This window comes from Stenotrophomonas sp. 85239_Sma (genome assembly GCF_056481725.1).
Genome location: NZ_CM151163.1, coordinates 696,089 through 721,256 on the forward strand (window position 1 = coordinate 696,089; position 25,168 = coordinate 721,256).

The 25,168-nt window shown below is 67.2% G+C and carries 22 protein-coding genes, 1 pseudogene and 1 riboswitch; of the genes and pseudogenes, 14 read left to right on the forward strand and 9 right to left on the reverse strand.

The annotated features are described in order from the left end of the window. Nucleotides 1-2: 2 nt before the first annotated feature. The 6 genes and pseudogenes from murC to lpxC all read left to right on the forward strand — a co-directional run bounded on the left by murC (nucleotide 3) and on the right by lpxC (nucleotide 6,898). Nucleotides 3-1,439: a UDP-N-acetylmuramate--L-alanine ligase gene (gene murC / locus ACYKG1_RS03110; protein WP_014035986.1), complete on the forward strand. Its 1,437-nt coding sequence runs from the start codon at nucleotides 3-5 to the stop codon at nucleotides 1,437-1,439. Next, complete coding sequence (locus tag ACYKG1_RS03115; RefSeq protein WP_478471833.1) at nucleotides 1,436-2,398, forward strand: D-alanine--D-alanine ligase; 963 nt, start codon at nucleotides 1,436-1,438, stop codon at nucleotides 2,396-2,398. Before murC ends, ACYKG1_RS03115 begins: the two co-directional genes overlap by 4 nt. Next, nucleotides 2,395-3,072: pseudogene (locus ACYKG1_RS03120) on the forward strand (cell division protein FtsQ/DivIB); the annotation flags it as partial. The gene ACYKG1_RS03115 and the pseudogene ACYKG1_RS03120, both read left to right, overlap by 4 nt. A 68-nt stretch (nucleotides 3,073-3,140) precedes the next feature. Next, a complete protein-coding gene (gene ftsA, locus ACYKG1_RS03125) occupies nucleotides 3,141-4,376 on the forward strand; it encodes a cell division protein FtsA (protein WP_005408083.1) in 1,236 nt (411 codons plus the stop codon). Between the two features lie 169 nt (nucleotides 4,377-4,545). Further along, entirely contained in the window at nucleotides 4,546-5,781 is a 1,236-nt protein-coding gene (gene ftsZ / locus ACYKG1_RS03130; protein WP_100471292.1) for a cell division protein FtsZ, read from the forward strand. Between the two features lie 205 nt (nucleotides 5,782-5,986). Further along, the gene (gene lpxC, locus ACYKG1_RS03135; protein WP_008267619.1) at nucleotides 5,987-6,898 is read left to right on the forward strand and encodes a UDP-3-O-acyl-N-acetylglucosamine deacetylase; all 912 of its coding nucleotides are present in this window, start codon (nucleotides 5,987-5,989) and stop codon (nucleotides 6,896-6,898) included. Between the two features lie 281 nt (nucleotides 6,899-7,179). Here the strand turns inward: lpxC and ACYKG1_RS03140 are convergent, their stop codons facing one another. Beyond that, complete coding sequence (locus ACYKG1_RS03140; RefSeq protein ID WP_014035989.1) at nucleotides 7,180-7,629, reverse strand: DciA family protein; 450 nt, start codon at nucleotides 7,627-7,629, stop codon at nucleotides 7,180-7,182. A gap of 12 nt (nucleotides 7,630-7,641) precedes the next feature. On the opposite strand from ACYKG1_RS03140, the gene ACYKG1_RS03145 reads away from it, so the two are divergent. The 3 genes from ACYKG1_RS03145 (at nucleotide 7,642) to ACYKG1_RS03155 (ending at nucleotide 12,674) form a co-directional block, all read left to right on the forward strand. Then, complete coding sequence (locus tag ACYKG1_RS03145; RefSeq protein ID WP_100471293.1) at nucleotides 7,642-8,598, forward strand: M23 family metallopeptidase; 957 nt, start codon at nucleotides 7,642-7,644, stop codon at nucleotides 8,596-8,598. Between the two features lie 287 nt (nucleotides 8,599-8,885). After that, nucleotides 8,886-11,618: a preprotein translocase subunit SecA gene (secA, locus tag ACYKG1_RS03150; protein ID WP_100471294.1), complete on the forward strand. Its 2,733-nt coding sequence runs from the start codon at nucleotides 8,886-8,888 to the stop codon at nucleotides 11,616-11,618. Nucleotides 11,619-11,720: 102 nt separating this feature from the next. Further along, entirely contained in the window at nucleotides 11,721-12,674 is a 954-nt protein-coding gene (locus ACYKG1_RS03155) for a Nudix family hydrolase (protein WP_478471835.1), read from the forward strand. Nucleotides 12,675-12,779: 105 nt separating this feature from the next. On the opposite strand, the gene ACYKG1_RS03160 is transcribed toward ACYKG1_RS03155, so the two are convergent. Together ACYKG1_RS03160 and metF are read right to left on the reverse strand one after the other, a co-directional pair. Next, entirely contained in the window at nucleotides 12,780-13,364 is a 585-nt protein-coding gene (locus ACYKG1_RS03160; protein ID WP_478471836.1) for a DUF4124 domain-containing protein, read from the reverse strand. 40 nt (nucleotides 13,365-13,404) lie between these two features. Next, nucleotides 13,405-14,232: a methylenetetrahydrofolate reductase [NAD(P)H] gene (gene metF / locus ACYKG1_RS03165; RefSeq protein ID WP_478471837.1), complete on the reverse strand. Its 828-nt coding sequence runs from the start codon at nucleotides 14,230-14,232 to the stop codon at nucleotides 13,405-13,407. 203 nt (nucleotides 14,233-14,435) lie between these two features. Between metF and ACYKG1_RS03170 the strand changes: the two genes are divergently transcribed. Genes ACYKG1_RS03170 through ACYKG1_RS03180 form a run of 3 tightly spaced genes read left to right on the forward strand, consistent with a single transcriptional unit; the run spans nucleotide 14,436 to nucleotide 17,163 of the window. Further along, nucleotides 14,436-15,362 (forward strand): alpha/beta fold hydrolase, encoded by a 927-nt coding sequence (locus tag ACYKG1_RS03170; RefSeq protein WP_478471838.1) that lies wholly within the window; start codon nucleotides 14,436-14,438, stop codon nucleotides 15,360-15,362. 26 nt (nucleotides 15,363-15,388) lie between these two features. Further along, nucleotides 15,389-16,435 (forward strand): sensor histidine kinase, encoded by a 1,047-nt coding sequence (locus ACYKG1_RS03175; RefSeq protein WP_100475152.1) that lies wholly within the window; start codon nucleotides 15,389-15,391, stop codon nucleotides 16,433-16,435. Next, on the forward strand, nucleotides 16,432-17,163 hold the full coding sequence (locus tag ACYKG1_RS03180) for a LytR/AlgR family response regulator transcription factor (protein ID WP_100471299.1): 732 nt from the start codon (nucleotides 16,432-16,434) through the stop codon (nucleotides 17,161-17,163). The genes ACYKG1_RS03175 and ACYKG1_RS03180 overlap by 4 nt, the downstream gene beginning before the upstream one ends. A 6-nt stretch (nucleotides 17,164-17,169) precedes the next feature. Here the strand turns inward: ACYKG1_RS03180 and ACYKG1_RS03185 are convergent, their stop codons facing one another. Continuing rightward, on the reverse strand, nucleotides 17,170-18,687 hold the full coding sequence (locus ACYKG1_RS03185; protein ID WP_100471300.1) for an amidohydrolase family protein: 1,518 nt from the start codon (nucleotides 18,685-18,687) through the stop codon (nucleotides 17,170-17,172). Nucleotides 18,688-18,823: 136 nt separating this feature from the next. Between ACYKG1_RS03185 and ACYKG1_RS03190 the strand changes: the two genes are divergently transcribed. After that, a complete protein-coding gene (locus tag ACYKG1_RS03190; protein ID WP_478471839.1) occupies nucleotides 18,824-19,381 on the forward strand; it encodes a DUF3228 family protein in 558 nt (185 codons plus the stop codon). 68 nt (nucleotides 19,382-19,449) lie between these two features. Continuing rightward, nucleotides 19,450-20,082, forward strand: a complete 633-nt coding sequence (locus tag ACYKG1_RS03195; protein ID WP_478471841.1) for an energy transducer TonB — start codon at nucleotides 19,450-19,452, stop codon at nucleotides 20,080-20,082. On the opposite strand, the gene ACYKG1_RS03200 is transcribed toward ACYKG1_RS03195, so the two are convergent. The 5 genes from ACYKG1_RS03200 to ahcY all read right to left on the reverse strand — a co-directional run bounded on the left by ACYKG1_RS03200 (nucleotide 20,079) and on the right by ahcY (nucleotide 24,992). After that, nucleotides 20,079-20,582 (reverse strand): hypothetical protein, encoded by a 504-nt coding sequence (locus tag ACYKG1_RS03200; RefSeq protein ID WP_478471843.1) that lies wholly within the window; start codon nucleotides 20,580-20,582, stop codon nucleotides 20,079-20,081. The two genes, ACYKG1_RS03195 and ACYKG1_RS03200, sit on opposite strands and share 4 nt — an antisense overlap. After that, a complete protein-coding gene (gene ybaK / locus ACYKG1_RS03205) occupies nucleotides 20,582-21,055 on the reverse strand; it encodes a Cys-tRNA(Pro) deacylase (RefSeq protein ID WP_478471845.1) in 474 nt (157 codons plus the stop codon). Before ybaK ends, ACYKG1_RS03200 begins: the two co-directional genes overlap by 1 nt. 110 nt (nucleotides 21,056-21,165) lie before the next feature. Continuing rightward, the gene (locus tag ACYKG1_RS03210) at nucleotides 21,166-22,500 is read right to left on the reverse strand and encodes a peptidoglycan-binding protein (RefSeq protein WP_478471846.1); all 1,335 of its coding nucleotides are present in this window, start codon (nucleotides 22,498-22,500) and stop codon (nucleotides 21,166-21,168) included. Nucleotides 22,501-22,550: 50 nt separating this feature from the next. Beyond that, nucleotides 22,551-23,291, reverse strand: a complete 741-nt coding sequence (locus ACYKG1_RS03215) for a lysozyme inhibitor LprI family protein (protein WP_262226185.1) — start codon at nucleotides 23,289-23,291, stop codon at nucleotides 22,551-22,553. Nucleotides 23,292-23,546: 255 nt separating this feature from the next. Next, nucleotides 23,547-24,992 (reverse strand): adenosylhomocysteinase, encoded by a 1,446-nt coding sequence (gene ahcY, locus ACYKG1_RS03220; protein WP_478471848.1) that lies wholly within the window; start codon nucleotides 24,990-24,992, stop codon nucleotides 23,547-23,549. Nucleotides 24,993-25,028: 36 nt separating this feature from the next. Next, nucleotides 25,029-25,112, reverse strand: a riboswitch (S-adenosyl-L-homocysteine riboswitch). Nucleotides 25,113-25,168: the final 56 nt, after the last annotated feature.

Here is a 25,168-nt window from a genome sequence, read left to right on the forward strand (position 1 = left end):
GCATGATCCGTCGCCTGCACGACACAAACGACCTGGTGCGCGCGTTCCCGCGCGTACATTTCGTCGGCATCGGCGGCACCGGCATGAGCGGTATCGCCGAAGTGATGCTGACGCTGGGCTATGAAGTGTCCGGCTCGGACAACGCCGACAACGTGGCGACCCGCCGCCTGGCCAGCCTGGGGGCGCGCATCATGCGCGGCCACTCCGCGGCCAACGTGCTGGGCACCGACTGCGTGGTGGTCTCCAGTGCCATCCGCGAAGACAACCCGGAACTGATGGAGGCGCGCAGCCAGCGCATTCCGATCATGCCGCGTGCGGCGATGCTGGCCGAGCTGATGCGCTTCCGCCGTGGCATCGCGGTGGCCGGTACCCATGGCAAGACCACCACCACCAGCCTGACCGCTGCGGTGCTGAGCGAAGGTGGCCTGGACCCGACCTTCGTGATCGGTGGCCAGCTGCTGGCCGCCGGTGCCAACGCCAAGCTGGGCGGTGGGCAGTGGCTGGTGGCCGAGGCCGACGAAAGCGATGGCAGCTTCCTGCGCCTGAACCCGCTGATGTCGATCATCACGAACATTGATGCCGACCACCTGGAAAACTACGGCAACGACTTCGCCCGCGTGCAGGCGGCGTTCGCCGAGTTCCTGCAGCGCCTGCCGTTCTATGGCCTGGCGGTGCTGTGCATCGACGATCCGGAAGTGGCGGCACTGGCTGCCAAGACCCCGCGCCACGTGATGAGCTACGGCATGAGCCCGCAGGCCGACGTGCGCGCCGAGAACGTGGTGCAGGAAGGTTCGCGCATGCGCTTCACCCTGCGCCTGCCGCAGGGCACCAGCCAGGAAGTGGTGCTGGCGCTGCCGGGCAAGCACAACGTACTCAACGCGCTGGCCGCCGCTGCGGTGGGCTGGCAGCTGGGCGTGGCACCGGATGCCATCGCACGCGCGCTGGAAGGGTTTGCCGGTGTCGGCCGTCGCTTCAACGATCTGGGCGAGGTGACCACCGCCAGCGGCGCCAAGGTCCGCATCATCGACGACTACGGGCATCACCCGAGTGAGCTGGAAGCGGTGTTCGCCGCCGCCCGTGGTGGCTGGGCCGACAAGCGCCTGGTGGTGGCCTTCCAGCCGCACCGCTACAGCCGTACCCGCGACCAGTTCGACAAGTTCGCCGCAGTGTTGTCCAGCGTCGATGCGCTGGTGCTGAGCGAGGTCTATCCGGCCGGCGAGGAACCGATTGCCGGTGCCGACTCGCATGCGCTGGCCCGTGCCATCCGCGCGCGCGGTCGCAGCGAGCCGGTGGTGGTGGGCAAGGCTGCCGAGCTGGCCAGCGTGTTGCCCGACGTGCTGCAGGACGGTGACCTGCTGTTGATGATGGGCGCCGGTGACATCGGTGCCGTGGCCACCCATATCGCGGTGGAAGGTTTCAAGGGGGAGGGCCAGGCGTGAGCACGCTGACCTTCCCGCCGCTGCGCGTGACCGACCCGGGCGGGTTCGGCCGCGTCGCCGTGCTGCTCGGCGGCAGTTCCAGCGAACGCGAGGTGTCGCTGGACTCGGGCCGCAACGTGCTCGAAGCCCTGCAGTCGCGTGGCGTCGATGCGTTCGCGGTGGACGGCATTCCGGCGCTGGCAAAGGCGCTCGCTGCTGGTGGCATCGACCGCGTGTTCAACATCCTGCACGGCCACAACGGTGGCGGCGAGGACGGCATCGTGCAGGGCCTGATGGACGCCTTCGGCGTGCCGTACACCGGCTCCAACGTGCTGGGTTCGGCGCTGAGCATGGACAAGATCCGCACCAAGCAGGTGTGGCTGTCGCTGGGCCTGCCGACGCCGCAGTACCGCAAGGTCACTGCCGAGGACGTGCACGCCAATGCCGCCGGACTCGGCCTGCCGGTGGTGGTGAAGCCGGCCAACGAAGGCTCCAGCGTGGGCATCAGCCGGGTCACCGATGACGCCGGCCTGGACGAAGCGGTGGCCCTGGCCGCGCGCTACGACGGCCAGCTGCTGATGGAGCAGATGGTGGTCGGCGACGAACTGACCGTGGCCATCCTCGGCGACGTCGCATTGCCGTCGATCCGCATCGTGCCCAAGGGCCAGTGGTACGACTACAACGCCAAGTACATCGCCGAAGACACCCAGTACCTGTGCCCGGGCCTGGACGGTGACGACGAAGAAGAGATCCGCCGCATCGCGCTGGCCGCGTTCCGCGCCGCTGGCTGCCGCGGCTGGGGCCGCGTGGACGTGATGCGCGATCGTGCCAGCGGGCGTTTCTTCCTGCTGGAAGTGAACACCGCGCCGGGCATGACCAGCCATTCGCTGGTGCCCAAGGCGGCCCGCCAGGCCGGCATCGGTTTCGAGGAACTGGTGTGGCGCGTGCTGGAACAGACCCTGGAGGCCTCGCACGCATGAACGCGGTGCTGCGCATCTTCGTCTGGCTGTTGGCGCTGTCGGTGGTTGCACTGCCGGTGGTGGCCGTGGTCAATGGCTGGGTCGGCGCCGAGCGCTGGCCGCTGGCGAAGCTGCGCGTGCATGGTGAATTCAAGCGGGTGCCGGCCGAACAGCTGCAGCAGGTGCTGCTGCCGTATGCGCGCGCTGGCTTCTTCGCGGTCAAGCTGCAGGACGCGCAGGACGCCCTGGAAAAGCTGCCGTGGGTGGAAAGCGCGCAGGTCCGCAAACAGTGGCCGGACGTGCTGGAAGTGACGCTGGTCGAGCACAAGCCGTTCGCGCGCTGGGGCACTGATCGCCTGGTTTCCGAGCAGGGCAAGCTGTTCCCCACGCCGAAGAAACTGTCCGACCTGGCATTGCCCGAACTGGATGGCCCGGACAGCCAGACCGCAGAAGTGATGAAGCTGTACAGCGACTCGCGTGCATTGTTCGCACCGGCCGGCGTCGATGTGCGCCGGGTGACGATGGACGCACGCGGCAGCTGGTCGCTGGTGCTGAGCAACGGCACCGAAGTGGTGGTCGGCCGCGACGACGCGCGCTCGCGCATGCAGCGCTTCGTCAAGGTGCTGCCGCAGCTCAACCGCCAGGACGCGCCGATCGAGCGCGCCGACCTCCGTTACACCAATGGTTTCACGCTGAGCTGGGGTACCCCGGCCACGCCGGCGAAAACGCCGGCGACCCCGGCCAGAAGCACGCAGGAAAGGACATGAATCGCAAGGGTGACAAATCGCTGATCGTTGGCCTGGACATCGGCACCTCCAAGGTGGTGGCGCTGGTGGGCGAGTATTCGCCGGGCAACCCGATCGAAGTGATCGGCATCGGCTCGCACGAATCGCGCGGGCTGAAGCGTGGCGTGGTGGTGGACATCGAATCGACCGTGCAGTCGATCCAGCGCGCGGTGGAAGAAGCCGAGCTGATGGCCGGCTGCGAGATCCGCTCGGTGTACGCCTCGATTTCCGGCAACCACGTGCAGTGCAAGAACTCGCCGGGCATCGTGCCGATCCGCGACGGCGAAGTGACCTGGGGCGACCTGGATCGCGTGCTCGACGCGGCCAAGGCGGTGGCAATCCCGGCCGACCAGAAGATCCTGCACGCGATCCCGCGTGAGTATGTGCTGGACGATTCGCAGGAAGGCATCCGCAACCCGGTCGGCATGACCGGCGTGCGCCTGGAAGTGCATGCGCACCTGGTGGTGTGCGCGCAGTCGGCCGCGGCCAACATCAGCAAGTGCGTGCAGCGCTGCGGCCTGCAGGTGGACGATCTGGTGCTGTCCTCGCTGGCCTCCAGCGTGGCGGTGCTGACCGCCGACGAGCGCGAGCTGGGCGTGGTGCTGGTCGACATGGGCGCCGGCACCACCGACATCGCCGTGTTCGTGCAGGGTGCGATCTGCCATACCGCCTCGCTGCCGATCGCCGGCGACCACGTGACCAACGACATCGCGCACATGCTGCGTACCCCGACCCCGGAAGCCGAGCAGATCAAGGTGCGCTACGCCTGCGCCCTGGCCCAGCTGGCCACGGCCGAGGAGAGCATCCAGGTACCGTCGGTGGGCGATCGCCCGCCACGCCGCATGCCGCGCCATTCGCTGGCGCAGGCCGTGCAGGGCCGCTACGAGGAAATCTTCGAGATGGTGCAGGCCGAACTGCGCCGTTCCGGCTTCGAGGAACTGGTGCGCGCCGGCATGGTGCTGACCGGTGGTGCTTCGAAGATGGAAGGCGTGGTGGAACTGGCCGAGGAAATGCTGCAGATGCCGGTGCGCGTGGGCATCCCGCAGCACGTCACCGGCCTGGGCGAAGTGGTCGGCAACCCGGTGCACGCCACCGGCGTGGGTCTGCTGCTGATGGGCAGCCAGATCGAGCACCCGCGGCGGCCGTCGCTGCCGACCGGGCGTGCTGGAAGCATGTTCAAGAAACTCAAGACCTGGTTCCGCGGCGAGTTCTGACGCGGAGCCCGTAAACCGGGCATCGCCCGGGCGTAACACCCGCAGTACCCGCATCACAACGCAACACCGGCAACACACAACCCACACAGCCGCGACGTCGGCATGCAGCAGGACGGCAGGACGCCCGAATGCCCATGCCAGCCAAAGCGGATACAACGAGGACACGGACATGGCGCATTTTGAACTGATCGAAAAGATGGCACCCAATGCGGTGATCAAGGTGGTTGGCGTGGGCGGCGGCGGCGGCAATGCCGTGGCGCACATGGTCAACTCGGCGGTGGATGGCGTGGAATTCATCACCGCCAACACCGATTCGCAGGCCATCAAGAATTGTGGTGCCAAGCTGCAGCTGCAGCTGGGTACCAACGTGACCAAGGGCCTGGGCGCAGGCGCGAACCCGGAAGTCGGCCGCCAGGCCGCGCTGGAAGACCGTGAGCGCATCATGGACGCGCTGCAGGGCGCGGACATGGTGTTCATCACTGCCGGCATGGGCGGTGGCACCGGCACCGGCGCTGCGCCGGTGGTGGCACAGCTGGCCAAGGAAATGGGCATCCTGACCGTGGCCGTGGTCACCAAGCCGTTCCCGTTCGAAGGCCGTCGCCGCATGCAGGTGGCGCTGAAGGGCATCGAGGAACTGAGCCAGCACTGCGACTCGCTGATCACCATCCCGAACGAGAAGCTGATCACCGTGCTGGGCCGCAACGCAACCATGATCCAGGCCTTCCGCGCTGCCAACGACGTGCTGCAGGGCGCCGTGCAGGGCATCGCCGACCTGATCGTGCGTCCGGGCCTGATCAACGTCGACTTCGCCGACGTGCGCACCGTCATGTCCGAAATGGGCCTGGCGATGATGGGTACCGGCACCGCCCGTGGCGATGACCGCGCCCAGGCCGCTGCCGAATCGGCGATCCAGAACCCGCTGCTGGACGACGTGAACCTGGCCGGCGCCAACGGCATCCTGGTCAACATCACCGCCGGTGCCGACTTCACCATGGCCGAGTTCGACGAGATCGGCCGCACCATCGATGGCTTCGCATCCGAAGACGCCACTGTGGTGGTCGGTACCGTGCTGGATCCGGACATGCAGGACGAAGTGCGCGTGACCGTGGTCGCCACCGGCCTGAACCGCGTGTCGGCCAGCAAGACCCAGCGTCCGGGCGAGCGCGCTCCGATCAAGCTGGTCCGCAACGCCACCACCGGGCAGCCGGAGTTCGGTGACTTCGACAACGGTGGCGACGCCGTGTCCAAGGCCGTGGGCGGCATGGGCCTGGGCCTGCGTCGTGCCAGCAGCGACACCGCGGCGGCGTCCGCTCCGTCGGCCCCGGCCGCTTCGGCCCCGGCGGCTGCGGAACTGCCGAACGACTACCTGGACATCCCGGCGTTCCTGCGCCGCCAGGCGGACTAAGCGGGGCGGCCCGGGGTTGTCCTCCCCGGGTTGCGCCACCATGTCCTGAAAACGCGGGCGCCGGGCCAGGATGGGCCCGGCCGCCCTGCTTCACGCGCGTCCTGCCGATGCGCCGGCGTGTCCTGCCGGCGGCGTTGCCTGGCGTTTCAGCCAGGGTAGGGGAGCGTGCGTGTTAATCTAATGTGTCACTTCCGGTCCATCCCCCATGATCCAGCAACGCACCCTCAAGAACACGATCCGCGCCACCGGCGTTGGCCTGCACAGTGGTGACAAGGTCTACATGACCCTGCGCCCGGCACCGGTCAACCATGGCATCGTGTTCCGCCGCGTGGACCTGGACCCGGTCGTGGAAGTGCCGGCCAAGGCCGAGCTGGTCACCGAAGTGACCCTGTGCACCGGCCTGACCTGCAACGACGCCAAGATCCAGACCGTCGAACACCTGATGTCGGCGCTGGCCGGCCTGGGTGTGGACAACATCATCGTTGAACTGTCCTCGGCCGAGCTGCCGATCATGGACGGTTCGGCCGGCCCGTTCGTGTTCCTGCTGCAGTCGGCGGGCATCGTGGAACAGGATGCGCCCAAGCGCTTCATCCGCGTGCTGAAGACCGTGGAAGTGACCGAGGGCGACAAAGTGGCCCGCTTCACCCCGTACGAGGGCTACAAGCTGGGCTTCACCATCCAGTTCGACCACCCGATGATCCCGGCCAAGCAGTCGCGCCAGGAAATCGAGTTCTCGACGCTGGCCTACACCAAGGAAATCTCCCGCGCGCGCACCTTCGGTTTCATGCGCGACCTGGAATACATGCGCGAACGCAACCTGGGCCTGGGCGGTTCGATGGACAACGCCATCGTGCTGGACGAGTTCCGCGTGCTGAACGAAGACGGCCTGCGCTACGCCGACGAATTCGTGCGCCACAAGATCCTTGACGCCATCGGCGACCTCTACCTGGCCGGTGGCCAGGTGCTGGGTGCCTACGAAGGCTTCAAATCCGGCCATGCACTCAACAACAAGCTGGTGCGGGCCCTGATGGCCGACGCCAGCGCCTGGGAATGGGTCAGCTTCGACTCGCCGGCTACCCCGGATCCGGTGGAATATGCCACCCCGGCCTACGCCTGATCCTTTAGGTTGTTGAATTTCAAGAGTAAAACGCCGCCTCTCTGGGCGGCGTTGCTGTTTCCGGCGCCAGCGACGCCTTCAGCACGCTTGAAACGCGTCAAGGCCGGTTCAAGGTCACGGTTTTGTGAACCTGTTGGATCCGAAGCCTGAATTTAACGAAGTTTTAACTCGAATCTAACGACAGGCCCCCGGATGGCAGCTAGGATGCGACCCGGCCCCCGAAATGTTTCACGCCGTGGTGACACGCGCGACGGGGAGCGGAGCCGGATGCTCCGTTGCCATCAGGACCGTTTCTTCGGCTTCGAGGGAATGTCCTGCAGGCAAGCCAAGGCGTCGCGTAGCCCTTTGTGCGTGGCGGCTGAAACTGCGTGGGGGCCATTCCGGTTGTCGATCGCTGGGGAGCGTGAGGGAGTGGTGGACGCAGTCTTGATGGTCACCCTGGTGGCCTTCAGCCCGATGGAACGGGCCGCGTCGAGCAACTGGGCTTCGGCAAGCCGCAACTTGGCATGCCAGACCGGGGATTCGACGAGAAAAACGAGGTGTTCCCCGTCCACATTGGCCAGCCGGCAACGGCTGCGCAGAGGTGGCGGCAACTGGGGGCGCAACTGACGGTCCAGCGCGTCGAGCCACAAGGCACGCCGCAGCGGGTTCCCGCTTTTGTCCGCCATCACCGCATCCAGCGCCGGTTTCGGCACTGACGCGGGGCGAACGCTGGATTTCGGCTCAGACATGAAAACTCACTGATGGCATTCAAAAAGATCGTAATCAAAACGCGTGAAGGACAGGCCAAGGCGTCGCCTATCGCGCGTTTGCGGTTCTATTTCGAGGACCGCCCCCGCGCCCTGCTGGGCAGCGTGCTCGGGGTGGGCTGCATTATCGGCCTTGCCGGCGGCATTGGCGCCAGTGCGCTGAATGATTCGCGCCTGCAGGCCAAGGTCGAACGCCAGGACGCGGAGTTGGCCAAGGTCAAGCGCGATGCGCAGACCCAGGTCAACGCGCTGGCTGCCCGTCTCGGCGAACTGCAGGCCCAGGCTACCCGCCTCAACGCCCTCGGCGAACGGCTGACCCAGATGGGCAAGCTGGAAGACGGCGAGTTCGACTTCAACGAGACCCCCGGTCTCGGTGACGGCGACGCCGGCGGCCCGGCCAGCGACATTCCGGTCAAGGACGTCAACGCTGACTTACAGGTGCTGGAGCAGCGCTTCGCTGCTTCAGGCCGCCAGTTGTCGGTGATGGAATCGCTGATGTTCGACCACCAGCTGCAGCAGAACGCCGTGCCGTCGCGCATGCCGATCCGCAACAGCTACGTGACCTCCGGTTTCGGCACCCGTGCCGACCCGTTCGGCCGCGGTGCCGCCACCCACAAGGGCATGGACTTCCACGCCAGGGTCGGTGACCCGGTGATGGCCGTGGCCGAAGGCGTGGTCAGCTTCGCCGGTGTGAAGGGCGGCTACGGCAATGTCGTCGATGTCGACCACGGCAATGGCTATGTCACCCGCTACGCGCACAATTCGCGCCTGGTGGTGAAGGCCGGTGATCTTGTCCGTGCCGGCCAGGAAGTGGCCAAGGCCGGTTCCACCGGCCGCTCGACCGGTGCCCACGTGCACTTCGAGGTGTGGGAAAACGGCAACGTGGTCAACCCGCGCAAGTTCCTCGGCGACGGCGGCAACACGCCGGTCGGCCGGATCCGCCGCGGCTGATCCCCGGGACGGATCCCTTCCGCGCCGCGGAAGGGCTCTGACCCGATGCGGTTGAGGGCTGGGGTCAGAGCCCTTTCGCCACGGCGAAAGGGATCCGGCCCCGCATCCGTGTTTCTTTGCCGAATCCGGGGCGATTGCGACCGGATTGGCGCTTGAAACCTCAGCCGGCCGTCCCAAGCTACAATGGGTGTTGCCATCGACAGGGCGCCAGGCGCCCTGTTTCGTTTGCGGCGGACGGATCCCAAGGGGGAGGCCGGGCGTCGTGTCCATCCAACCCGGTTCCTTCAATGATCAACAGCCTGCTTACCCGCGTATTTGGCAGTCGTAACGAACGACAGCTGCGCCAGCTCAACCGCATCGTCGCCAAGATCAATGCGCTGGAACCGGAGATCGAGAAGCTTTCCGACGAGCAGCTTCAGGCCAAGACGCCGGAGTTCAAGCAGCGCATCGCCGGCGGCGAAGCCCTGGACAAGGTGCTGCCGGAAGCGTTCGCGGTCTGCCGCGAAGCCGGTCGCCGCGTGCTGGGCATGCGCCACTACGACGTGCAGCTGATCGGCGGCATGGTGCTTCACCTGGGCAAGATCGCAGAAATGCGCACCGGTGAAGGCAAGACCTTGGTGGCGACCCTGCCGGTGTACCTCAACGCGCTGGAAGGCAAGGGCGTGCACGTGGTCACCGTGAACGACTACCTGGCCCGCCGCGATGCCGCGCAGATGGGCAAGCTGTACAACTGGCTGGGCCTGAGCGTGGGCGTGGTGTACCCGGGCATGCCGCACAGCGACAAGCGCGAAGCGTACGCGGCCGACATCACCTACGGCACCAACAACGAATTCGGCTTCGACTACCTGCGCGACAACATGGCGCTGTCCAAGGCCGACCGCTACCAGCGCGGCCTGCACTACGCCATCGTCGACGAGGTCGACTCCATCCTGATCGACGAAGCGCGTACCCCGCTGATCATCTCCGGCCCGGCCGATGATTCCCCGGAGCTGTACATCCGCGTCAACCGCGTCGTGCCGCACCTGGTCAAGCAGGAAGCGGAGGACGGCGAGGGTGACTTCTGGGTGGACGAGAAGGGCAAGCAGGTGCACCTGTCCGAAGCGGGCATGGAGCACGCCGAGCAGCTGCTGGTCGAGGCCGGCATCCTCGACGGCGAGACCGAAGGCCTGTACGCGGCGCAGAACCTGACCGTCGTGCACCACCTCAATGCCGCCCTGCGTGCGCACGCGATCTACCAGCGTGACGTGGACTACATCGTGCGCGACGGCGAAGTGGTCATCGTCGACGAATTCACCGGCCGTACCCTGGCCGGCCGCCGCTGGTCCGACGGCCTGCACCAGGCGGTGGAAGCGAAGGAAGGCGTGCCGGTCCAGCGCGAGAACCAGACGCTGGCGAGCATCACCTTCCAGAACCTGTTCCGCATGTACAAGAAGCTGTCCGGCATGACCGGTACGGCCGATACCGAAGCGTTCGAATTCCAGAGCATCTACGGCCTGGAAGTGGTGGTGATCCCGACCAACCGCCCGACCATCCGCAAGGACAGCCCGGACCAGGTGTTCCTCAACCGCAAGGGCAAGTTCAATGCGGTGCTGGCCGACATCGAAGAGTGCGCCAAGCGCGGCCAGCCGGTGCTGGTGGGTACCACCTCGATCGAAACCTCGGAAATGCTGTCCGAGCACCTGAGCAAGGCCGGCGTGAAGCACGAAGTGCTCAACGCCAAGCAGCATGACCGCGAAGCGACCATCGTCGCCAATGCCGGCCGTCCGGCCGCCGTGACCATCGCCACCAACATGGCCGGCCGTGGTACCGACATCGTGCTGGGTGGCTCGCTGGAAGCCGAGATCCACGCCTTGGGCGAGGACGCGACCGACGAGCAGAAGGCCGCAGTCAAGGCCGAATGGCAGAAGCGCCACGATGCAGTGAAGGCCGCGGGCGGCCTGCACATCGTCGGCACCGAGCGGCATGAATCGCGTCGTATCGACAACCAGCTGCGTGGCCGTTCGGGCCGCCAGGGTGACCCGGGTTCGTCCCGCTTCTACCTGTCGCTGGAAGACAACCTGATGCGCATCTTCGCCTCCGACTGGGTGCAGAAGGCCATGCGCATGATGGGCATGAAGGAAGATGACGTCATCGAGGACCGCCTGGTCAGCCGCCAGATCGAGAAGGCGCAGCGCAAGGTCGAGGCCCACAACTTCGACATCCGCAAGAACCTGCTGGACTTCGACGACGTCAACAACGACCAGCGCAAGGTGATCTACGCCCAGCGCGACGAGCTGCTGGATGCCGAGTCGGTGAAGGCAAATGTCGACGGCATCCGCGACGACGTGATCTTCGACATCGTTGCGCGCTTCGTGCCGCCGAACTCGATCGACGAACAGTGGGACCTGCGCGGCCTGGAAGCGACCCTGGAGTCGGACTTCGGCCTGCAGATGTCGCTGACCGACCTGGTCAAGGAACACGAAGAGCTGGACGCCGAGGCCATCGCCACCAAGGTCCAGGAGCGGGTCAACCAGCATTTCGCCGAGAAGGAAGCTGGCCTGGGCGAAGAGACCATGCGTGCGCTGGAGAAGCACGTGATGCTGACCGTGCTGGACCAGAGCTGGAAGGAGCACCTGGCGCGCATGGATTACCTGCGCCAGGGCATCTACCTGCGTGGTTACGCGCAGAAGCAGCCGAAGCAGGAATACAAGAAGGAAGCCTTCGAACTGTTCTCGGACATGCTGGAGAACGTCAAGCGCGAAGTGGTGACCCTGCTGGCCCGCGTGCGCATCCGCAGCGACGAGGAAGTGCAGGCCCTGGAAGCGGCCGAGCGCCAGCAGGCGCAGGCGCGCCTGAGCCAGTCGCAGTTCCAGCACCAGGATGCGGGTGGTTACAGCGCCGACGAGGAGGCCGCGCAGGTCCAAGCCGCGCAGCAGGGTGTGGCCACGCTGCAGCGCGACGAGCCGAAGATCGGCCGCAATGATCCATGCCCGTGCGGCAGTGGCAAGAAGTACAAGCACTGCCACGGCCAGCTGAGCTGATCCCGAAAGGCCCCGCGCAAGCGGGGCCTTTTGTTCTGCAGCGGCGGATCCGGCCCGGATTCGTGATTGCGCTGGCCGCCCTGTTCTGGGCATGCTGGCCCCATGGTTTCCCCCTCCCGATCGATCCATGTCGTGGCCGCCGTCATCACCGACGCCCGTGGCCGCGTGCTGCTCAACCGCCGTACCGAGAACCGCGACATGGCCGGCCTGTGGGAGTTCCCCGGCGGCAAGCGCGAATCCGGCGAGACCTCCGAGCAGGCGCTGGTGCGTGAACTGCGCGAAGAGCTGGGCATCGAGGCTGATGTCGGGCCCTGGCTGATGGATGTGCCGCAGCGCTATCCGGACAAGCACCTGACCCTGGAGGTGCGTCACGTGCGCAGCTGGAAGGGCACCCCGCGCGGGCGCGAAGGCCAGGCGATCACCTGGGTGGCGCAGGACAAGCTGGCCCGCTATTCGATGCCACCGGCCGACCTGCCGGTGGTGGCCGCATTGCGCCAACCGGACTGTTACCTGATCACGCCGGCACCGGCTGACGACACCGCAGGCGTGCAGCAGTGGCACGAGCAGCTGCACCGGGCGGTGGCGGCCGGGCAGAAGCGCATCCAGCTACGCCTGCCGCCGGAACATCCGCAGCGGCAGTCCATGATCGAACAGGCCGTGCGCGCGCATCGCCGCGACGTGCAATGGCTGCTCAACCGCGACATCGCCTTGGCGCGCACACTGGGCGTGGGCGTGCACCTGGGCAGCGAACAAGTGCTGGCCCTGCAGGAACGGCCCTTGCCGGAAGGGCAGCTGGTCGCCGCGTCCTGCCACGACCTGGAGCAGCTGCAGGCAGCGCAGCGGCTGGGCTGCGACTTCGCGGTGCTCGGCCCGGTGCAGGCCACGGCCAGCCATCCCGAGGCGACGCCGCTGGGCTGGGAGGCCTTCGCCGAACTGCGCGCGCAGGTGTCACTGCCGATCTACGCATTGGGCGGGATGGCCGCCGGCCATATCGCCGAAGCGCGTCGCCATGGAGGGCAGGGCATCGCTGCCATCCGTGGGTTGTGGCCGGCGTAACGCCTCGCACGCGGGGTCAGATCCCTGCGCAGCAGTGCTCTGACCCCATGGCCGAGATCCGGGGTCAGCGCCCTTTCCGCTGGAAAGGGATCCGACCCCTCCCGATCACAACGTGATCCAGAAACACCCGTATTGCCGCCGCAACCCCAGCACGGTCGACGCGCGCGACACACTGCCGGGCAAGGTCTGCTCCAGGCGCAGGCCGACCGGATGCCGTGCCGCGGGCGGCTCAGGGTCCGATCCCTGCGCGGCAGGGATTTCACCTTCATCCTCCACGGCGTCCTGCGCCTGCCGCGGATACACCGGCACCACGTCCACCAGCGGCCGCCGCGCCAGCGATTCCAACTGGCCGAGGATGCGCTGCGCACCGGCATCGGAGACCACACCCCATAGGTACAGCGAGGACAGCCGGTTCACATCGTTGCTGACGATGCCGGCGCGCAGTGCCTCCACCAGCTCGCTCAGGCGCCGTGGGCAGCGCGCACCCAGGGTGTCGCGCGGCAGGGTGCTGCCGGTGGGCATGGGCGGAGGCAATCGCGACCGGGCGCCGACGCTGTCGCAGGGGCGGTCGGTATACACGCTCTGCCCCTGCGCGTCGCTGCAGCGGTTCAAGCGTGGAGACTGCGCATGGACAACGCCCGAGGCCGAACACAACGCCAGCAGCAACAGCAGGAAGGGAAGCCGGTTCATCGACGCAGGGTAGCGCCGATCGCCGTGGCATGGCGTACTTTCAGCCGTGCAGCAGCTTCAGTACCGAGGTGGTCGGCCTAGCCAGGTTCAAGGTGTAGAAGTGCAGCCCCGGTGCGCCGCCCTCGACCAGGCGCTGGCACAGTTTGGCCACCACTTCGGTACCGAACGCCCGCACCGATTCGGCGTCATCGCCATAGGCCTGCATCCTGCGGCTGATCCAGCGCGGGATTTCCGCACCGCACTGCTCGGAAAAGCGGCGCAGCTGGCTGAAGTTGGCGATGGGCATGATGCCGGGCGTGATCGGTACCTGTACACCGAGCCGACGCACTGCATCGACGAAGTGGAAGTACGCATCCGGGTTGTAGAAATACTGGGTGATCGCCGCGTCGGCGCCGGCATCGATCTTGGCCTTGAAGTGTTTCAGGTCGGCCAGTGCATCGGAGGCCTGTGGATGGGTCTCCGGGTAGGCCCCCACCTCGATGCGGAAGGCGTCGCCATGTTCGGCGCGGATGAAGTCGATCAGTTCGGCGGCATAGCGCATGTCGCCGGGAAAACCCATGCCCGACGGCAGGTCGCCACGCAGGGCCACCAGGCGGCGGCAGCCGATGGCGCGGTACAGCTTGAGCAGCTCGCGGATTTCCTGGCGGGTGCCGCCGACACAGGACAGATGGGGCGCGGCATCGAAGCCGTGGTGCTGGTTGAGGTGGCGCACGGTCTCGGAGGTATAGCTCAGGGTCGAGCCACCGGCACCGAAGGTGCACGACACGTACTCGGGGACATAGTCCTTCAGCTTGGCTGCGGCGCGGTCCAGCTGGCTGCGCTGTTCGTCGGTCTTGGGCGGATAGAACTCGAAGCTGATGGCGGTCATGGCACGGGCGGCAGCGGCGGGTGCGGATCAGTATATCGCTTCATCAAGATGGATGTGCGATTGGGGCGTGAGGACAGGACATCCGTGGCACGCGACCGTTCGCCCCGGTGTCCGGCCGTTGCTCCGAAATCGCAACCGGGCGCATTGGACCGGCAGCACGCTGTTCCCATCCCGGCACCACCCACCCGATGAAGGAGCAGACAATGAAGATCTTCCTGGCACTGTGGTACGCGATGAAGGCCCTGGCCCGGCTGGCGATGATCGGCATGGCGATGGCCGTGCTCGGCTCCGGTTCCGCGCACGCCGCCACCGGCACGACCGCTGGCAAGGTGCAGGTCGAGGTGGTCGGCAAGGGTCGCCCGCTGCTGATGATCCCCGGCCTCAACAGCAGCGCCGAGGTCTGGCGCGAGACCTGCCTGGCCCTGAAGGCCGTGCAGTGCCACCTGGTGCAGTTGCCGGGCTTTGCGGGCGCCCGTGCCGCCGAGCCGCGCCCGGCGGATTTCCTTTCGGCCATGCGCGACCGGCTGCTGGCCTATGTGCATGACCAGAAGCTGGACCATCCGGCGGTGATCGGCCACAGCCTGGGCGGCGTGCTGACGCTGCAGATGGCGGTGAGGGAACCGGACGCACTGGGGCCGCTGGTCATCGTCGATTCGCTGCCGTTCTATGCGGGCATGCAGAACCCGCAGGCGACCGCACAGAGCGTGCAGCCGATGGCCGAACAGATGCGCGCTGCGATGCTGGCTGCAGACCCGGCCAGTTACCAGGCGCAGGCCGAAGCGGCGCTGGCCCCGCTGACCAACAGCACTGCGCGCCTGCCCGACCTGAAGCGCTGGGGCCATGACAGCGATCGCGCCACCACCGCCGATGCGATGTACTCGCTGCTGGTGACCGACCTGCGCAGCGAGGTGGCCGGCATCCGCTCACCCACGCTGGTCCTGGGCGCCTGGGCGTCCTACCAGGCACTCGGTTCGACCGAATCATCGGCGCGTGCAATCTTCCAGTCGCAGTACGCCGCGCTGCCCGGCGTGCGCATCGAACTGAGCGCGACCGGCCACCACTTCCTGATGTGGGATGATCCGCAGTGGCTGCGTGGGCAGGTGCAGGCATTCCTGGACAGCCACCGCTGATCCTTCCGACCGCTCCGGCCATGGCCATGCCCGATTCGACTTCCTCACTGCGCTTCTGGTTGATCAACACCCTCGGTTGGGCGCTGTTCTGCGCGCTCAGCCTGGCGATGAGCCGCACCTTCGGCGGTGGCGCCAGCAGTGGTGGCACGCTCATCAGTGTTGGCCTGGGCGTGCTGCTGTGGGGCATCAGTGCGGGCGTGCGTGCGCTGGCCCTGCGGCGCCGCTGGTGGCAGCGGGAGTTTGGCGCGCTGGTGCTGCGGCTCGCGCTGGCAGTGCTGCTGGGCGCGCTGCTGGCGCAGCTGCTGCTGACGGCCGTGCTGCAGCCGGCGCTGGCACTGGGCTGGGTGGATTTCGGTGGACGGCCGGGTGACTTCCGCCCGATGGCACGGCTGGCCTATCTGCTCAACACCATGCTGCTGCTGGGCCTGTGGACCGCGCTGTGGGCCGGGGTGCACAGCCTGCGCCAGGCACGCCGCGCGGAACTCGAACGCCTGCGCGCGGAGGCCGAACGCAGCGCCCTGGAGCGCGATGCGCTGCGTGCGCGGCTCAACCCGCACTTCATGTTCAATGCGCTGAACAATCTGCGCGCGCTGATCCTGGAAGATCCCGAGCGTGCGCGCGACATGGTCACCCGCCTGTCGCGCACGCTGCGCCAGGCGCTGGCGCACAACCGCAGCGAGCAGGTCACGCTGGCCGAGGAACTGGCGGTAGTGGACGACTATCTGGCCATCGAGGCCATCCACTTCGAGCAGCGCCTGCAGGTAAGCCAGCACATCGATGCCGGTGCCATGCAGGCGCGGTTGCCGGCGATGGCACTGCAGCTGCTGGTGGAAAACGCGATCAAGCACGGCATCGCCAGCCGCCCGGGCGGCGGTGACGTGCAGATCCAAGCCACGCTGGACAATGATGTGCTGCGTCTGCAGGTGGACAACCCGCTGGGCGGCGCCAGCGAGCCCACCCACGGGCATGGCGTCGGCCTGGCCTACCTGCGTGCGCAGCTCGCTACGCACGGGCGTTTCACTCTGCATCAGGCCGGCGACCGCATGCAGGCCCTGCTGGAGATTCCGCAATGAGTGGCATGCTGCGCGTGTTGATCGTCGATGACGCACGGCTGGCGCGCCAGGAGCTGCGCACGCTGTTGTCGGCGCTGCCCTGGGTGCAGTGCGTGGGCGAGGCCGACGATGTGCCCGCTGCACGCGAGGCGATCGCCATGCTGGCGCCGGACCTGGTGCTGCTGGATGTGCAGATGCCCTCCGGCAGTGGCTTCGATGTGCTGGATGGGCTGGAGACGGTGCCGGCGGTGATCTTCGTTACTGCCTACGACACCTACGCGGTACGCGCGTTCCAGGCCAACGCGCTGGACTACCTGGTGAAGCCGGTCGAAGCACCGCGCTTGCTGGAAGCGTTGCAGCGGGCGCGCCAGCGCGAGGTGGTGGCGGGTGGAATGCCGGAGCCGCGCAGCACGCTCGGTCCGCAGGACCAGGTGTTCGTGCGCGAGGGCGAACGCTGCTGGTTCGTGGCGGTCTCGGAGATCCGTCGGCTGGTGGTGGATGGCAACTACACACGGCTGTGGTTCCGCGACCAGAACGCGTTGCTGGCCCGCAGCCTGAGCGCGCTGGAGGCGCGCCTGCCCCCGGAGCTGTTCTTCCGTGCCAACCGCAACACGCTGGTCAACCTGCGCCGCATCCGAGGCGTGGTGCCCAGCATCGCTGATGGCTACGACCTGGCACTCGATGACGGCAGCGAGGTGGAGGTGTCGCGGCGGCAGGCGCGGGAGCTGCGCGAGCGGATGGCGTTGTAGCCGCCGCTACAGCTCGGCACTGACCGGGCTGGTAAGGAAGCCCCACAGCAGGCGCGCCATCACTGCCGGTGAGCGTGCCTGTGCGCGGGCGTAGGCGAGCAGTGCATCCAGCCGCGGGCGGTCGTAGAGATGGCCGGCCAGCAGCACCGCATGCACGCGGCGGGTATTGGCGGTGTCGTGCAGCGGGTTGCCATCCAGCAACACGAGGTCTGCGGCTTTGCCGACTTCGACGCTGCCATGTGATGCCTGCAGCTGCAGATGGCGCGCAGCCTGCAGCGTGGCAGCACGCAATACGTCGGCCTGGCTCAGGCCGGCTTGCCGCAGCCACTGCAGTTCATCATGGTAGCGGAAGCCGCCCAGCCCGGTATCGGTGCCGACCAGCACGGTGACGCCGGCGCGATGCGCGGCACCGGTCAGCGCCAGCCCGTGCTCGAAGTAGGCTTTCAATGCGTCTTCGCCGCGCAGGCCGGGGTAGCGCGTCACGGTGGCCTGCAGGTCATCACGCCACGCCCAGCGTGAAAGCGGATCGAGATAGGCCAGGCGTGGATCGTCGATGAAGGCAGGGTCGCGTGCACGTGCATCTTCTTCGCGGGTGACATGGGTGGGTACGAACGCGGCACCGCTGGCCTGCATCCCGCCGAACGCCTCGTTGCAGAGCGCGGGCTGGTAGCCGCCGACCATGCGTTCGGCCAGCGCGGTTGGATCCTCGCTGTCGAGCGTGCCACCGCGCCACGCCGCCGCGTTGTCGAAGCAGTGGCGCACAAACAGATGGGCATGCTCGAAGCTGCGTTGGCCTGCCTGCACGGCGTCTTCCAGAGGCACGACCCTGGGCAGGTGGCCGACCAACGGACGGCGCAGCTGCTGCGCCTCGGTGGCCAGCCGCTGGTAGGTGTCCGCACGCAGCCGGTTGTAGACCTTCAACGCATCAACACCGCGCGCGCTGTACATGCGTGCACGCGCAGCGGCGGCCCCCGGCGCGAGTGACGGATCTTCGAAGTAGAAACTGGCGATCTGCACGAAGCGCGGTGCAACCTGCTGCCCGGCAATGGCCTGTGCGGTCCAGCGGCGCTTGTCGGCCACGCAGGCGATCAGCGGGTCGGTGGCATTCGGGCAGTCCATCATGTCGCGGGTGCCGGTGATGCCGTTGGCCAGCATCAGCGGGAACTGCAGTTGCGGCGACACCTGCAGTGCATGGGTGTGCATGTCCCAGAAACCGGGCAGCAGCCAGCGGCCACCGGCATCAAGAACGGGCATTGTGGTGTCCCGTGGCACATCGCCAATGGCGGTGATCGTGCCATTGCGCACTGTCACCGTGGTCGGTTCACTGACTTGGCCGCGCACGACATCCACCACGCGGGCATTGACGATCACGCGGCCGTTGCCCGGCTCGGGCAACGGCGGTGCCGACAGCGGCCAGAGCAGAGCGGCGGCGAACAGCAATGGCGGCGCCAGCAGGAGGATGGCCAGGGCGATCGGCCATCGCCGACGGTGGGCGGAACGGGGCAACGCGCGTGCTGCATCCATGAGCCGGCGATCCTTGCATTGGGTCGCCCGCAGAGTGCTGCAAGCCGGACGCGGGCGCCAGTGACCATCGGCATCGGACCCTGCCTGCCTCCGGGGCGGTTACCCTGTGTGGTGGAACTCCTGACCACGCCATGCCATGTCCATCGTCCTCACCGATTTCGCCCGTCCCCGCCTGTTCCCGCGCGTGCCGCGCGGCAACACCATCCAGGACTGCACTGCCGAGCAGTTCGAGGCACACCTCAATGCGCACGCGCCGCTGAAGGTGCTCGACGGCTACGCGCCGTTCTGCAAATTGTTCGTCTACGAGAACTGGACCAGCACGCGCTGCCTGACGGTGCCGATCACCGAGGCCAACCGCCACCAGCTGCGCAGCGCTTACGAGGCGCGCAACCGCGAGGAACTGCCGGTGCTGGTGCGCTGGTTCGAGGGCGTGGAATCGCCGCGCGCGAACTACCTGGTGGTGATCCTGTACAGCGCCGGGCAGCTGGCGAAGGAAGGTTCGCCGATCGAGGCCGACTGGGGCATCGTCGGCTGCATCTACACCGCCGAACCGGAAGAAGTGCCGATGGCGCCGATCACGATGATGCGCAATGCGCTGGGCGTGGAGGAAGGCGGTTCCGGCGTGCCGCTGGACCGGGAGGCCTACCAGCGCTCGGTGGCGTTCTGGGAGAACAACGCCAACTGGCGGCCGTGATCCAACAGGTGAACGTGCCGGTTGCGCACCGCGCTACCATGGCAGCACAACGATGCACGGAGCGCCGGATGATGATGGAACGCGTGATGCGATGGAGTGCACTGGCAGTGATGCTGCTTGCCGGTGGCGGGTGCTCGCCGGGATACGATGCCGGCGCCGCCTGCGGGAGCCTGACCGAGCTGGCGCCGGTCCGGGATGCCGGTGTCGAGCAGTTGCAGGCTTCGCAGGACGACGGACGCTGCACCTTCCGCGCACAGGGGCGCGATGCGGCAGCGTTGCAGCGCCAGCAACGCATGCTGGATGCCCTCGCCATCATCGCGTGTGGCCAGCCTGCGCAGGTACAGCCGGTGGCGGGCACAGCAGGGTTCGAACTGCAGATGCCGCCGCGTTGCCCGCTCTCGGCCCGCAGCTCGCTGTTCGTCCAGGACGACCCACGCTGGACGCTTGATCGTCCTTCGATGCCGGATTACCCGGCGGCGGCGCGTGCCGACAGGCAGGAGGGCATCGCTCACCTGCGCCTGCTGTTGGACGACGAGGGGCGCGTCAAGGCGGCCATCGTGGCCACATCCAGCGGCCACCCGTTGCTTGATGAAGCGGCGGGCAAGGCCGCGCTGGGATGGCGATCGAAGCGGGAGTGGTGGGCGTTCAGCACCACGCGCATGAACCTGGTGCGGACGACGGTGGCGTTCGCCGCCAACTAGCTGCCAGGCGACGACGTCAGCGCTGTCCACTCCCACCACGGGTAGTGGTACTCGCGGTCGATGGCCTGCCAGTACCGGCCGCACTGTACGCACGAGACCGTATGGCAGTCGCCCCAACCGCCTTCGGCTTCTTCCACCGAGCACAGCTGCATCTGGCCCTGTTCAACCAGACGACGGGGATCAAAGAACGGGTAGCCGGGGTTGAGCGCGCACAGGCAACCCTCGCGCGCCTGCCAGTAGCGCAACCGACGCAGGGCCGCCTTCAGGTGGGCCTGGTTGCTGATCAGCATGCCGCCGAGGGCGATGCCCTGGCAGCTGCGCTCGATCAGATCCACATGCACGGCCAACGCGTCCAACGATGCGGCATCGAACAGGCGCGCGACGGTGCGCGCGGCGTCAGTGATGCGCGTTGCGTCGCGCGAGAGCAGGTCCTGCAGCAGCACGTCGGCCTGTGCACCTTCGAGCCGGGATATCTGCGCTGCAGGCCACGGCCAGCGCATCAGCGCGCCTTGCCGATGGCAGCGTAGCGGCCGGCAGTCAGCCGCAGCAGGTCGGCCGGTGCCAGTTCCACCTCCAGGCCACGGCGCCCGGCGCTGACATGCAGCGCGGGCAGCGCTTCGGCGCTGGCGTCCAGGAAGGTACGCAGGCGCTTCTTCTGCCCGAGTGGGCTGATACCACCGACCAGGTAGCCGGTCGCGCGCTGTGCGGCATCGGCGGCGGCCATATCGCACTTCTTGCAGCGGGCGGCTTCGGCCAGCGCCTTCAGGTCGAGCTGGCCGGCGACCGGCACGATCGCCACCAGCAGTTCGTGCGCTTCAGTGCTGGCCAGCAGGGTCTTGAACACCTGGGCCGGGTCGAGGCCGAGCTTGTCGACGGCTTCGCCGCCATACGATTCGGCATGGGCGTCGTGCACGTAGCTGCGCACGGTGTGGGCGATCTTTTCGCGCTTGAGCAGGTTGATGGCCGGGGTCATGGGCGCATCCTAGCGCGGGGCAGGGGTGTTGCCTTGACCGAGACTCGCGCATCAACGCAGAACGGGCCCCCGCAGGTGCCCGTTCCGGCTGTGATCGTCGGCATGCAGGATCAGCGCGACATCGACTGCTGTGTCTGCATCTGTTCCTGGGTCTGCCGCTGCGACAGTTCGCTGTCCAGCGCCTGGCTCTGCCGCGTGCTGTCCTGCAGGTTGCGGTTCACCGCCTGCGACAGATCGACGTAAGTGCGGTGCATGGCGGGATCGCCCAGCTGGCCCTGCACCGCGAACACGCCCTGGTTGTCCGGCCGTGCCAGCACGAGATCGACCTGGCTCATGCCGGCCAACTTGGACTCGTAAGCCACCTGGCCTGCGGCGTTCTCGAGCTGGCCGCGGTCATTGAACAGCGGCGACAGGCCGCCCTGGCGGCGCTGTTCTTCCAGCGTCTCCAGCTTCTCCACGACCTGCTGGTAGCGCGGGTTGTCGGCGTGGCCCGGGGTGGCCATGGTCGGTTCGGCGGCCTGCTGTTGCTGTTGCGCGATGGCCTTGTCGAGCGCACCCAGCGTGGTGGCACCGGCCTTGCCGTCGACGGTGAGCTGGTGCTCACGCTGGAACTGCTTGACCGCTTCCAGGGTGCCGGGCCCGAAATCGCTGTCGGCCACCAGCGGTTTGCCGTCCTTGCCCAGGTAGCCCAGGTCGGCCAGCTTCTGCTGCATCGCCTGTACCTCATCGCCCCTGGCGCCACTGACCAGGACGCCGTTGCCGCCGGGCGAGCCATGCGAGGGGGCATGAGTGGGGGTGATGCCCAGCTGGGTCATGGCCCGGTCGAAGCGCTCATCGCGGCTGGTGACGGCGGCCGGCGACTGGATGCCGTATTGGGTGGCATCGACGAAGGCCTGCACGTCGGCGCGGGTCGGCGGATTGCCGGCCTGCACGGTACCGCCCTGCAGCTTCTCCGCATTGCCGGCCAGATAGTTGATGAACTGCGGGCCCATGCTGCCGAACTGGTTGTCATAGTCGGCCATGGCCAGCTGCAGTTCCGGGTTGGCCACGATGGCATCGGCAGCGGCCGGGTTGGTCGCACGCACCTTGGCGATGGCTTCATCGACGCGCTCGATGGCGCCGTCCAGCTTGGCGTTGGTGAGCTGGTCCATCTTCGCCTGCGGAATGGCCTGCAACTTGGCATCAAGCGCGGCAAGCTGCTGGCTGCTCAGCCCTCCCTGCTGCGACAACAGCTCGATGTCAGCGGCGGTGAACCCGTTGTCGCGCAGGAAGCGCCTGGCCTGGGGGTTGCCGCCGACATCGAACTGCACCAGCCCGAACGAATAGGTGCTGGCGCCTTTCTGGGCGTATGAGAAGTGGTCCAGGTGGCGGGTGTTGCCGCCCAGTTCGGTATGCAGGAACAGCGTGGACAGCTGCTCGCGGGTGAGGGTGGAATCCGTTGCCATGGTCATCGTCCTTCAATGAGGAAAAAGGAGCCGGGCATGCCCAGCCGATCTCAACCGGCGCAGTGCTGCTGGGTGAAGCCGAGCAGCTGGCGGGTGGCCTGGGCGCCATAAGCGGCCGCTGCCGGTTCGAGCGCGAACTGGCCGACCATCTGGTTGCTGCACAGCTGCACGGTGCGCTTGCCGGCGGTGGTTTCCTGGGTGCAGTGGGCGGCCAGCAGGGCGTTGGGGCCGCCGCCCATGTTGGTGGCCGCGGTGCAGCCCAGCAGGCGGCCTTCCTGGCCGTTCTCCCGCAGCAGCGTGTTGAAGTTCGCCAGCTGGCTGTTGGGGTCGCGCAGCACCAGCAGGTCCACGCACTGCTGCTGGCCGTCGGGCACTTCGCAGGCGTCCTGGTCGACCAGGCCGTCGCGCGTGGCCGACAACACCTTCAGGCGGTCGGCAAATACCTGTTGCAGGCAGTGCGCGTCACCGCACAGGTCGCGCGTGTGCTGGATCCAGCGCTGCTGCTCGGCCTGCAGCTTGTCCTTGCCGGCGGCATCAAGGGTTTCGCGTGCAGTGGCTTCGGCCTTGGCCAACTCGCCTTCCTGCTGCAGCAGGGCGGGGTCGTTGCAGATCAGGGTCTGCACCGGCGATGCCCCCTCGGTGCAGGCCGTGTTGCTGCCCGTGGCCGCTGCCGGGGCGTCGGCTGCCTTGTCGGCGCTGGCCTGTCCGGTGGCCGCTGCCGGAGCGGTGGCCCCACCATCGCCGGCCGGAGGGGTGCAGGCGGCCAGCAGGGCCACCCAGCACAGGGTCATCAGGGGCTTCATCGCCCGGGTCATTCGGTCACGGTTGCGCGGCATGTCCTGTCCTTTGGTGTCTGCGTCCCGGCGCATGGCCTGCCGTTGGCAGTCCATGGGGGCGTAAAGCCTAGCAAGCGGCTTCTTAGGGCTCTGTGACAGGGCGCGCGGATCTTCTGCCGGGTGCCGCAACGCAGAACGGGCGCCCAAGGGCGCCCGTCCGTGCATTGCATGCCCGGTAGTGCCGGCCGCTGGCCGGCACCCCCGCAGCCATCAGTAGCGGTAGTGGTCCGGCTTGAACGGGCCTTCCACCGGCACGCCGATGTAGTCGGCCTGTTCCTGGCTCAGGGTGGTCAGCTTCACGCCGATCTTTTCCAGGTGCAGGCGGGCCACTTCTTCGTCCAGCTTCTTCGGCAGCAGGTAGACCTTCTTCTCGTAGCTGTCCTTGTTCGCCCACAGGTCGATCTGTGCCAGGGTCTGGTTGGCGAAGCTGTTGGACATCACGAAGCTCGGGTGGCCGGTGGCGCAGCCCAGGTTCACCAAGCGGCCTTCGGCCAGCAGGAAGATCGCATTGCCGTTCGGGAAGATGTACTTGTCCACCTGCGGCTTGATGTTGACGTGCTTGACGCCGGCGAACGACACCAGCGCATCGACCTGGATCTCGTTGTCGAAGTGGCCGATGTTGCAGACGATGGCCTGGTCCTTCATCGCGCTCAGGTGCTCGATGCGGATGATGTCCTTGTTGCCGGTGGTGGTGACGTACAGGTCGGCACGGCCCAGGGTCGATTCGATGGTGTTGACTTCATAGCCTTCCATCGCCGCCTGCAGGGCGCAGATCGGGTCGATCTCGGTGACGATCACGCGCGCGCCGTAGGCACGCAGCGACGCAGCGCAGCCCTTGCCGACGTCGCCGTAGCCGCAGACCACGGCCACCTTGCCGGCCAGCATCACGTCCATCGCGCGCTTCAGGCCGTCGGCCAGCGACTCGCGGCAGCCGTACAGGTTGTCGAACTTGCTCTTGGTGACCGAGTCGTTGACGTTGATCGCCGGGATCAGCAGGGTGCCGGCCTGGGCCAGCTGGTACAGGCGGTGCACGCCGGTGGTGGTCTCTTCGGAGACGCCCTTCCAGTCCTTGACCACGCGGCCCCAATAACCCGGGCGCTCCTTGGCCACGCGCTTGAGCAGGTTCTTGATGACCTGTTCTTCGTGCGAGGAGGAGGTGGTGTTGACCCAGTCACTGCCGTTTTCCAGCTCGTAGCCCTTGTGGATCAGCAGGGTCACGTCACCACCGTCGTCGACCACCAGTTCCGGGCCGGTCAGGGTGCCGTCGGCCAGGGTGAAGGTCAGCGCGTCCAGGGTGCAGTCCCAGTACTCTTCCAGGGTCTCGCCCTTCCACGCGAACACCGGGGTGCCGGTGGCGGCGATGGCGGCGGCAGCGTGGTCCTGGGTCGAGAAGATGTTGCACGAGGCCCAGCGCACGTCGGCGCCGATGTCCTTCAGGGTCTCGATCAGCACCGCGGTCTGGATGGTCATGTGCAGCGAGCCGGTGACGCGCACGCCCTTCAGCGGCAGCTCGGCCTGGTACTTGCGGCGGATCGACATCAGGCCCGGCATTTCGTGCTCGGCGATGTCCAGTTCCTTGCGGCCCCAGTCGGCCAGCGTGATGTCGCGGATCTTGTAATCACCTTCGGTGGAGAAGGTCTTGGCAACAGCGTTCATTCGTGTGCTCCGGTTGTGGGCGAGCGGGTGCTCGCATCTAGCCGGGCGCCGTTGTTACAAAGCCACCTTACCGAGCCTGGCCGGGCCTCATGGAATCCGGTCGCAGCGCCCCTCGGCAGGGGAGAACGCCCATTATATCGCGGCCACGGCATGACATCCGGATGACCCAACCATCG

What these genes read in the sequence shown, in the direction of transcription:
- murC (WP_014035986.1), top strand. Translation starts at nt 3, where the DNA reads ATGATCCGTCGCCTGCACGACACAAACGACCTGGTGCGCGCGTTCCCG.
- ftsA (WP_005408083.1), top strand. Translation starts at nt 3,141, where the DNA reads ATGAATCGCAAGGGTGACAAATCGCTGATCGTTGGCCTGGACATCGGC.
- ftsZ (WP_100471292.1), top strand. Translation starts at nt 4,546, where the DNA reads ATGGCGCATTTTGAACTGATCGAAAAGATGGCACCCAATGCGGTGATC.
- lpxC (WP_008267619.1), top strand. Translation starts at nt 5,987, where the DNA reads ATGATCCAGCAACGCACCCTCAAGAACACGATCCGCGCCACCGGCGTT.
- ACYKG1_RS03140 (WP_014035989.1), bottom strand. Translation starts at nt 7,629, where the DNA reads ATGTCTGAGCCGAAATCCAGCGTTCGCCCCGCGTCAGTGCCGAAACCG.
- ACYKG1_RS03145 (WP_100471293.1), top strand. Translation starts at nt 7,642, where the DNA reads ATGGCATTCAAAAAGATCGTAATCAAAACGCGTGAAGGACAGGCCAAG.
- secA (WP_100471294.1), top strand. Translation starts at nt 8,886, where the DNA reads ATGATCAACAGCCTGCTTACCCGCGTATTTGGCAGTCGTAACGAACGA.
- ACYKG1_RS03155 (WP_478471835.1), top strand. Translation starts at nt 11,721, where the DNA reads ATGGTTTCCCCCTCCCGATCGATCCATGTCGTGGCCGCCGTCATCACC.
- ACYKG1_RS03160 (WP_478471836.1), bottom strand. Translation starts at nt 13,364, where the DNA reads ATGAACCGGCTTCCCTTCCTGCTGTTGCTGCTGGCGTTGTGTTCGGCC.
- metF (WP_478471837.1), bottom strand. Translation starts at nt 14,232, where the DNA reads ATGACCGCCATCAGCTTCGAGTTCTATCCGCCCAAGACCGACGAACAG.
- ACYKG1_RS03170 (WP_478471838.1), top strand. Translation starts at nt 14,436, where the DNA reads ATGAAGATCTTCCTGGCACTGTGGTACGCGATGAAGGCCCTGGCCCGG.
- ACYKG1_RS03175 (WP_100475152.1), top strand. Translation starts at nt 15,389, where the DNA reads ATGCCCGATTCGACTTCCTCACTGCGCTTCTGGTTGATCAACACCCTC.
- ACYKG1_RS03180 (WP_100471299.1), top strand. Translation starts at nt 16,432, where the DNA reads ATGAGTGGCATGCTGCGCGTGTTGATCGTCGATGACGCACGGCTGGCG.
- ACYKG1_RS03185 (WP_100471300.1), bottom strand. Translation starts at nt 18,687, where the DNA reads ATGGATGCAGCACGCGCGTTGCCCCGTTCCGCCCACCGTCGGCGATGG.
- ACYKG1_RS03190 (WP_478471839.1), top strand. Translation starts at nt 18,824, where the DNA reads ATGTCCATCGTCCTCACCGATTTCGCCCGTCCCCGCCTGTTCCCGCGC.
- ACYKG1_RS03195 (WP_478471841.1), top strand. Translation starts at nt 19,450, where the DNA reads ATGATGATGGAACGCGTGATGCGATGGAGTGCACTGGCAGTGATGCTG.
- ACYKG1_RS03200 (WP_478471843.1), bottom strand. Translation starts at nt 20,582, where the DNA reads ATGCGCTGGCCGTGGCCTGCAGCGCAGATATCCCGGCTCGAAGGTGCA.
- ybaK (WP_478471845.1), bottom strand. Translation starts at nt 21,055, where the DNA reads ATGACCCCGGCCATCAACCTGCTCAAGCGCGAAAAGATCGCCCACACC.
- ACYKG1_RS03210 (WP_478471846.1), bottom strand. Translation starts at nt 22,500, where the DNA reads ATGGCAACGGATTCCACCCTCACCCGCGAGCAGCTGTCCACGCTGTTC.
- ACYKG1_RS03215 (WP_262226185.1), bottom strand. Translation starts at nt 23,291, where the DNA reads ATGACCCTGTGCTGGGTGGCCCTGCTGGCCGCCTGCACCCCTCCGGCC.
- ahcY (WP_478471848.1), bottom strand. Translation starts at nt 24,992, where the DNA reads ATGAACGCTGTTGCCAAGACCTTCTCCACCGAAGGTGATTACAAGATC.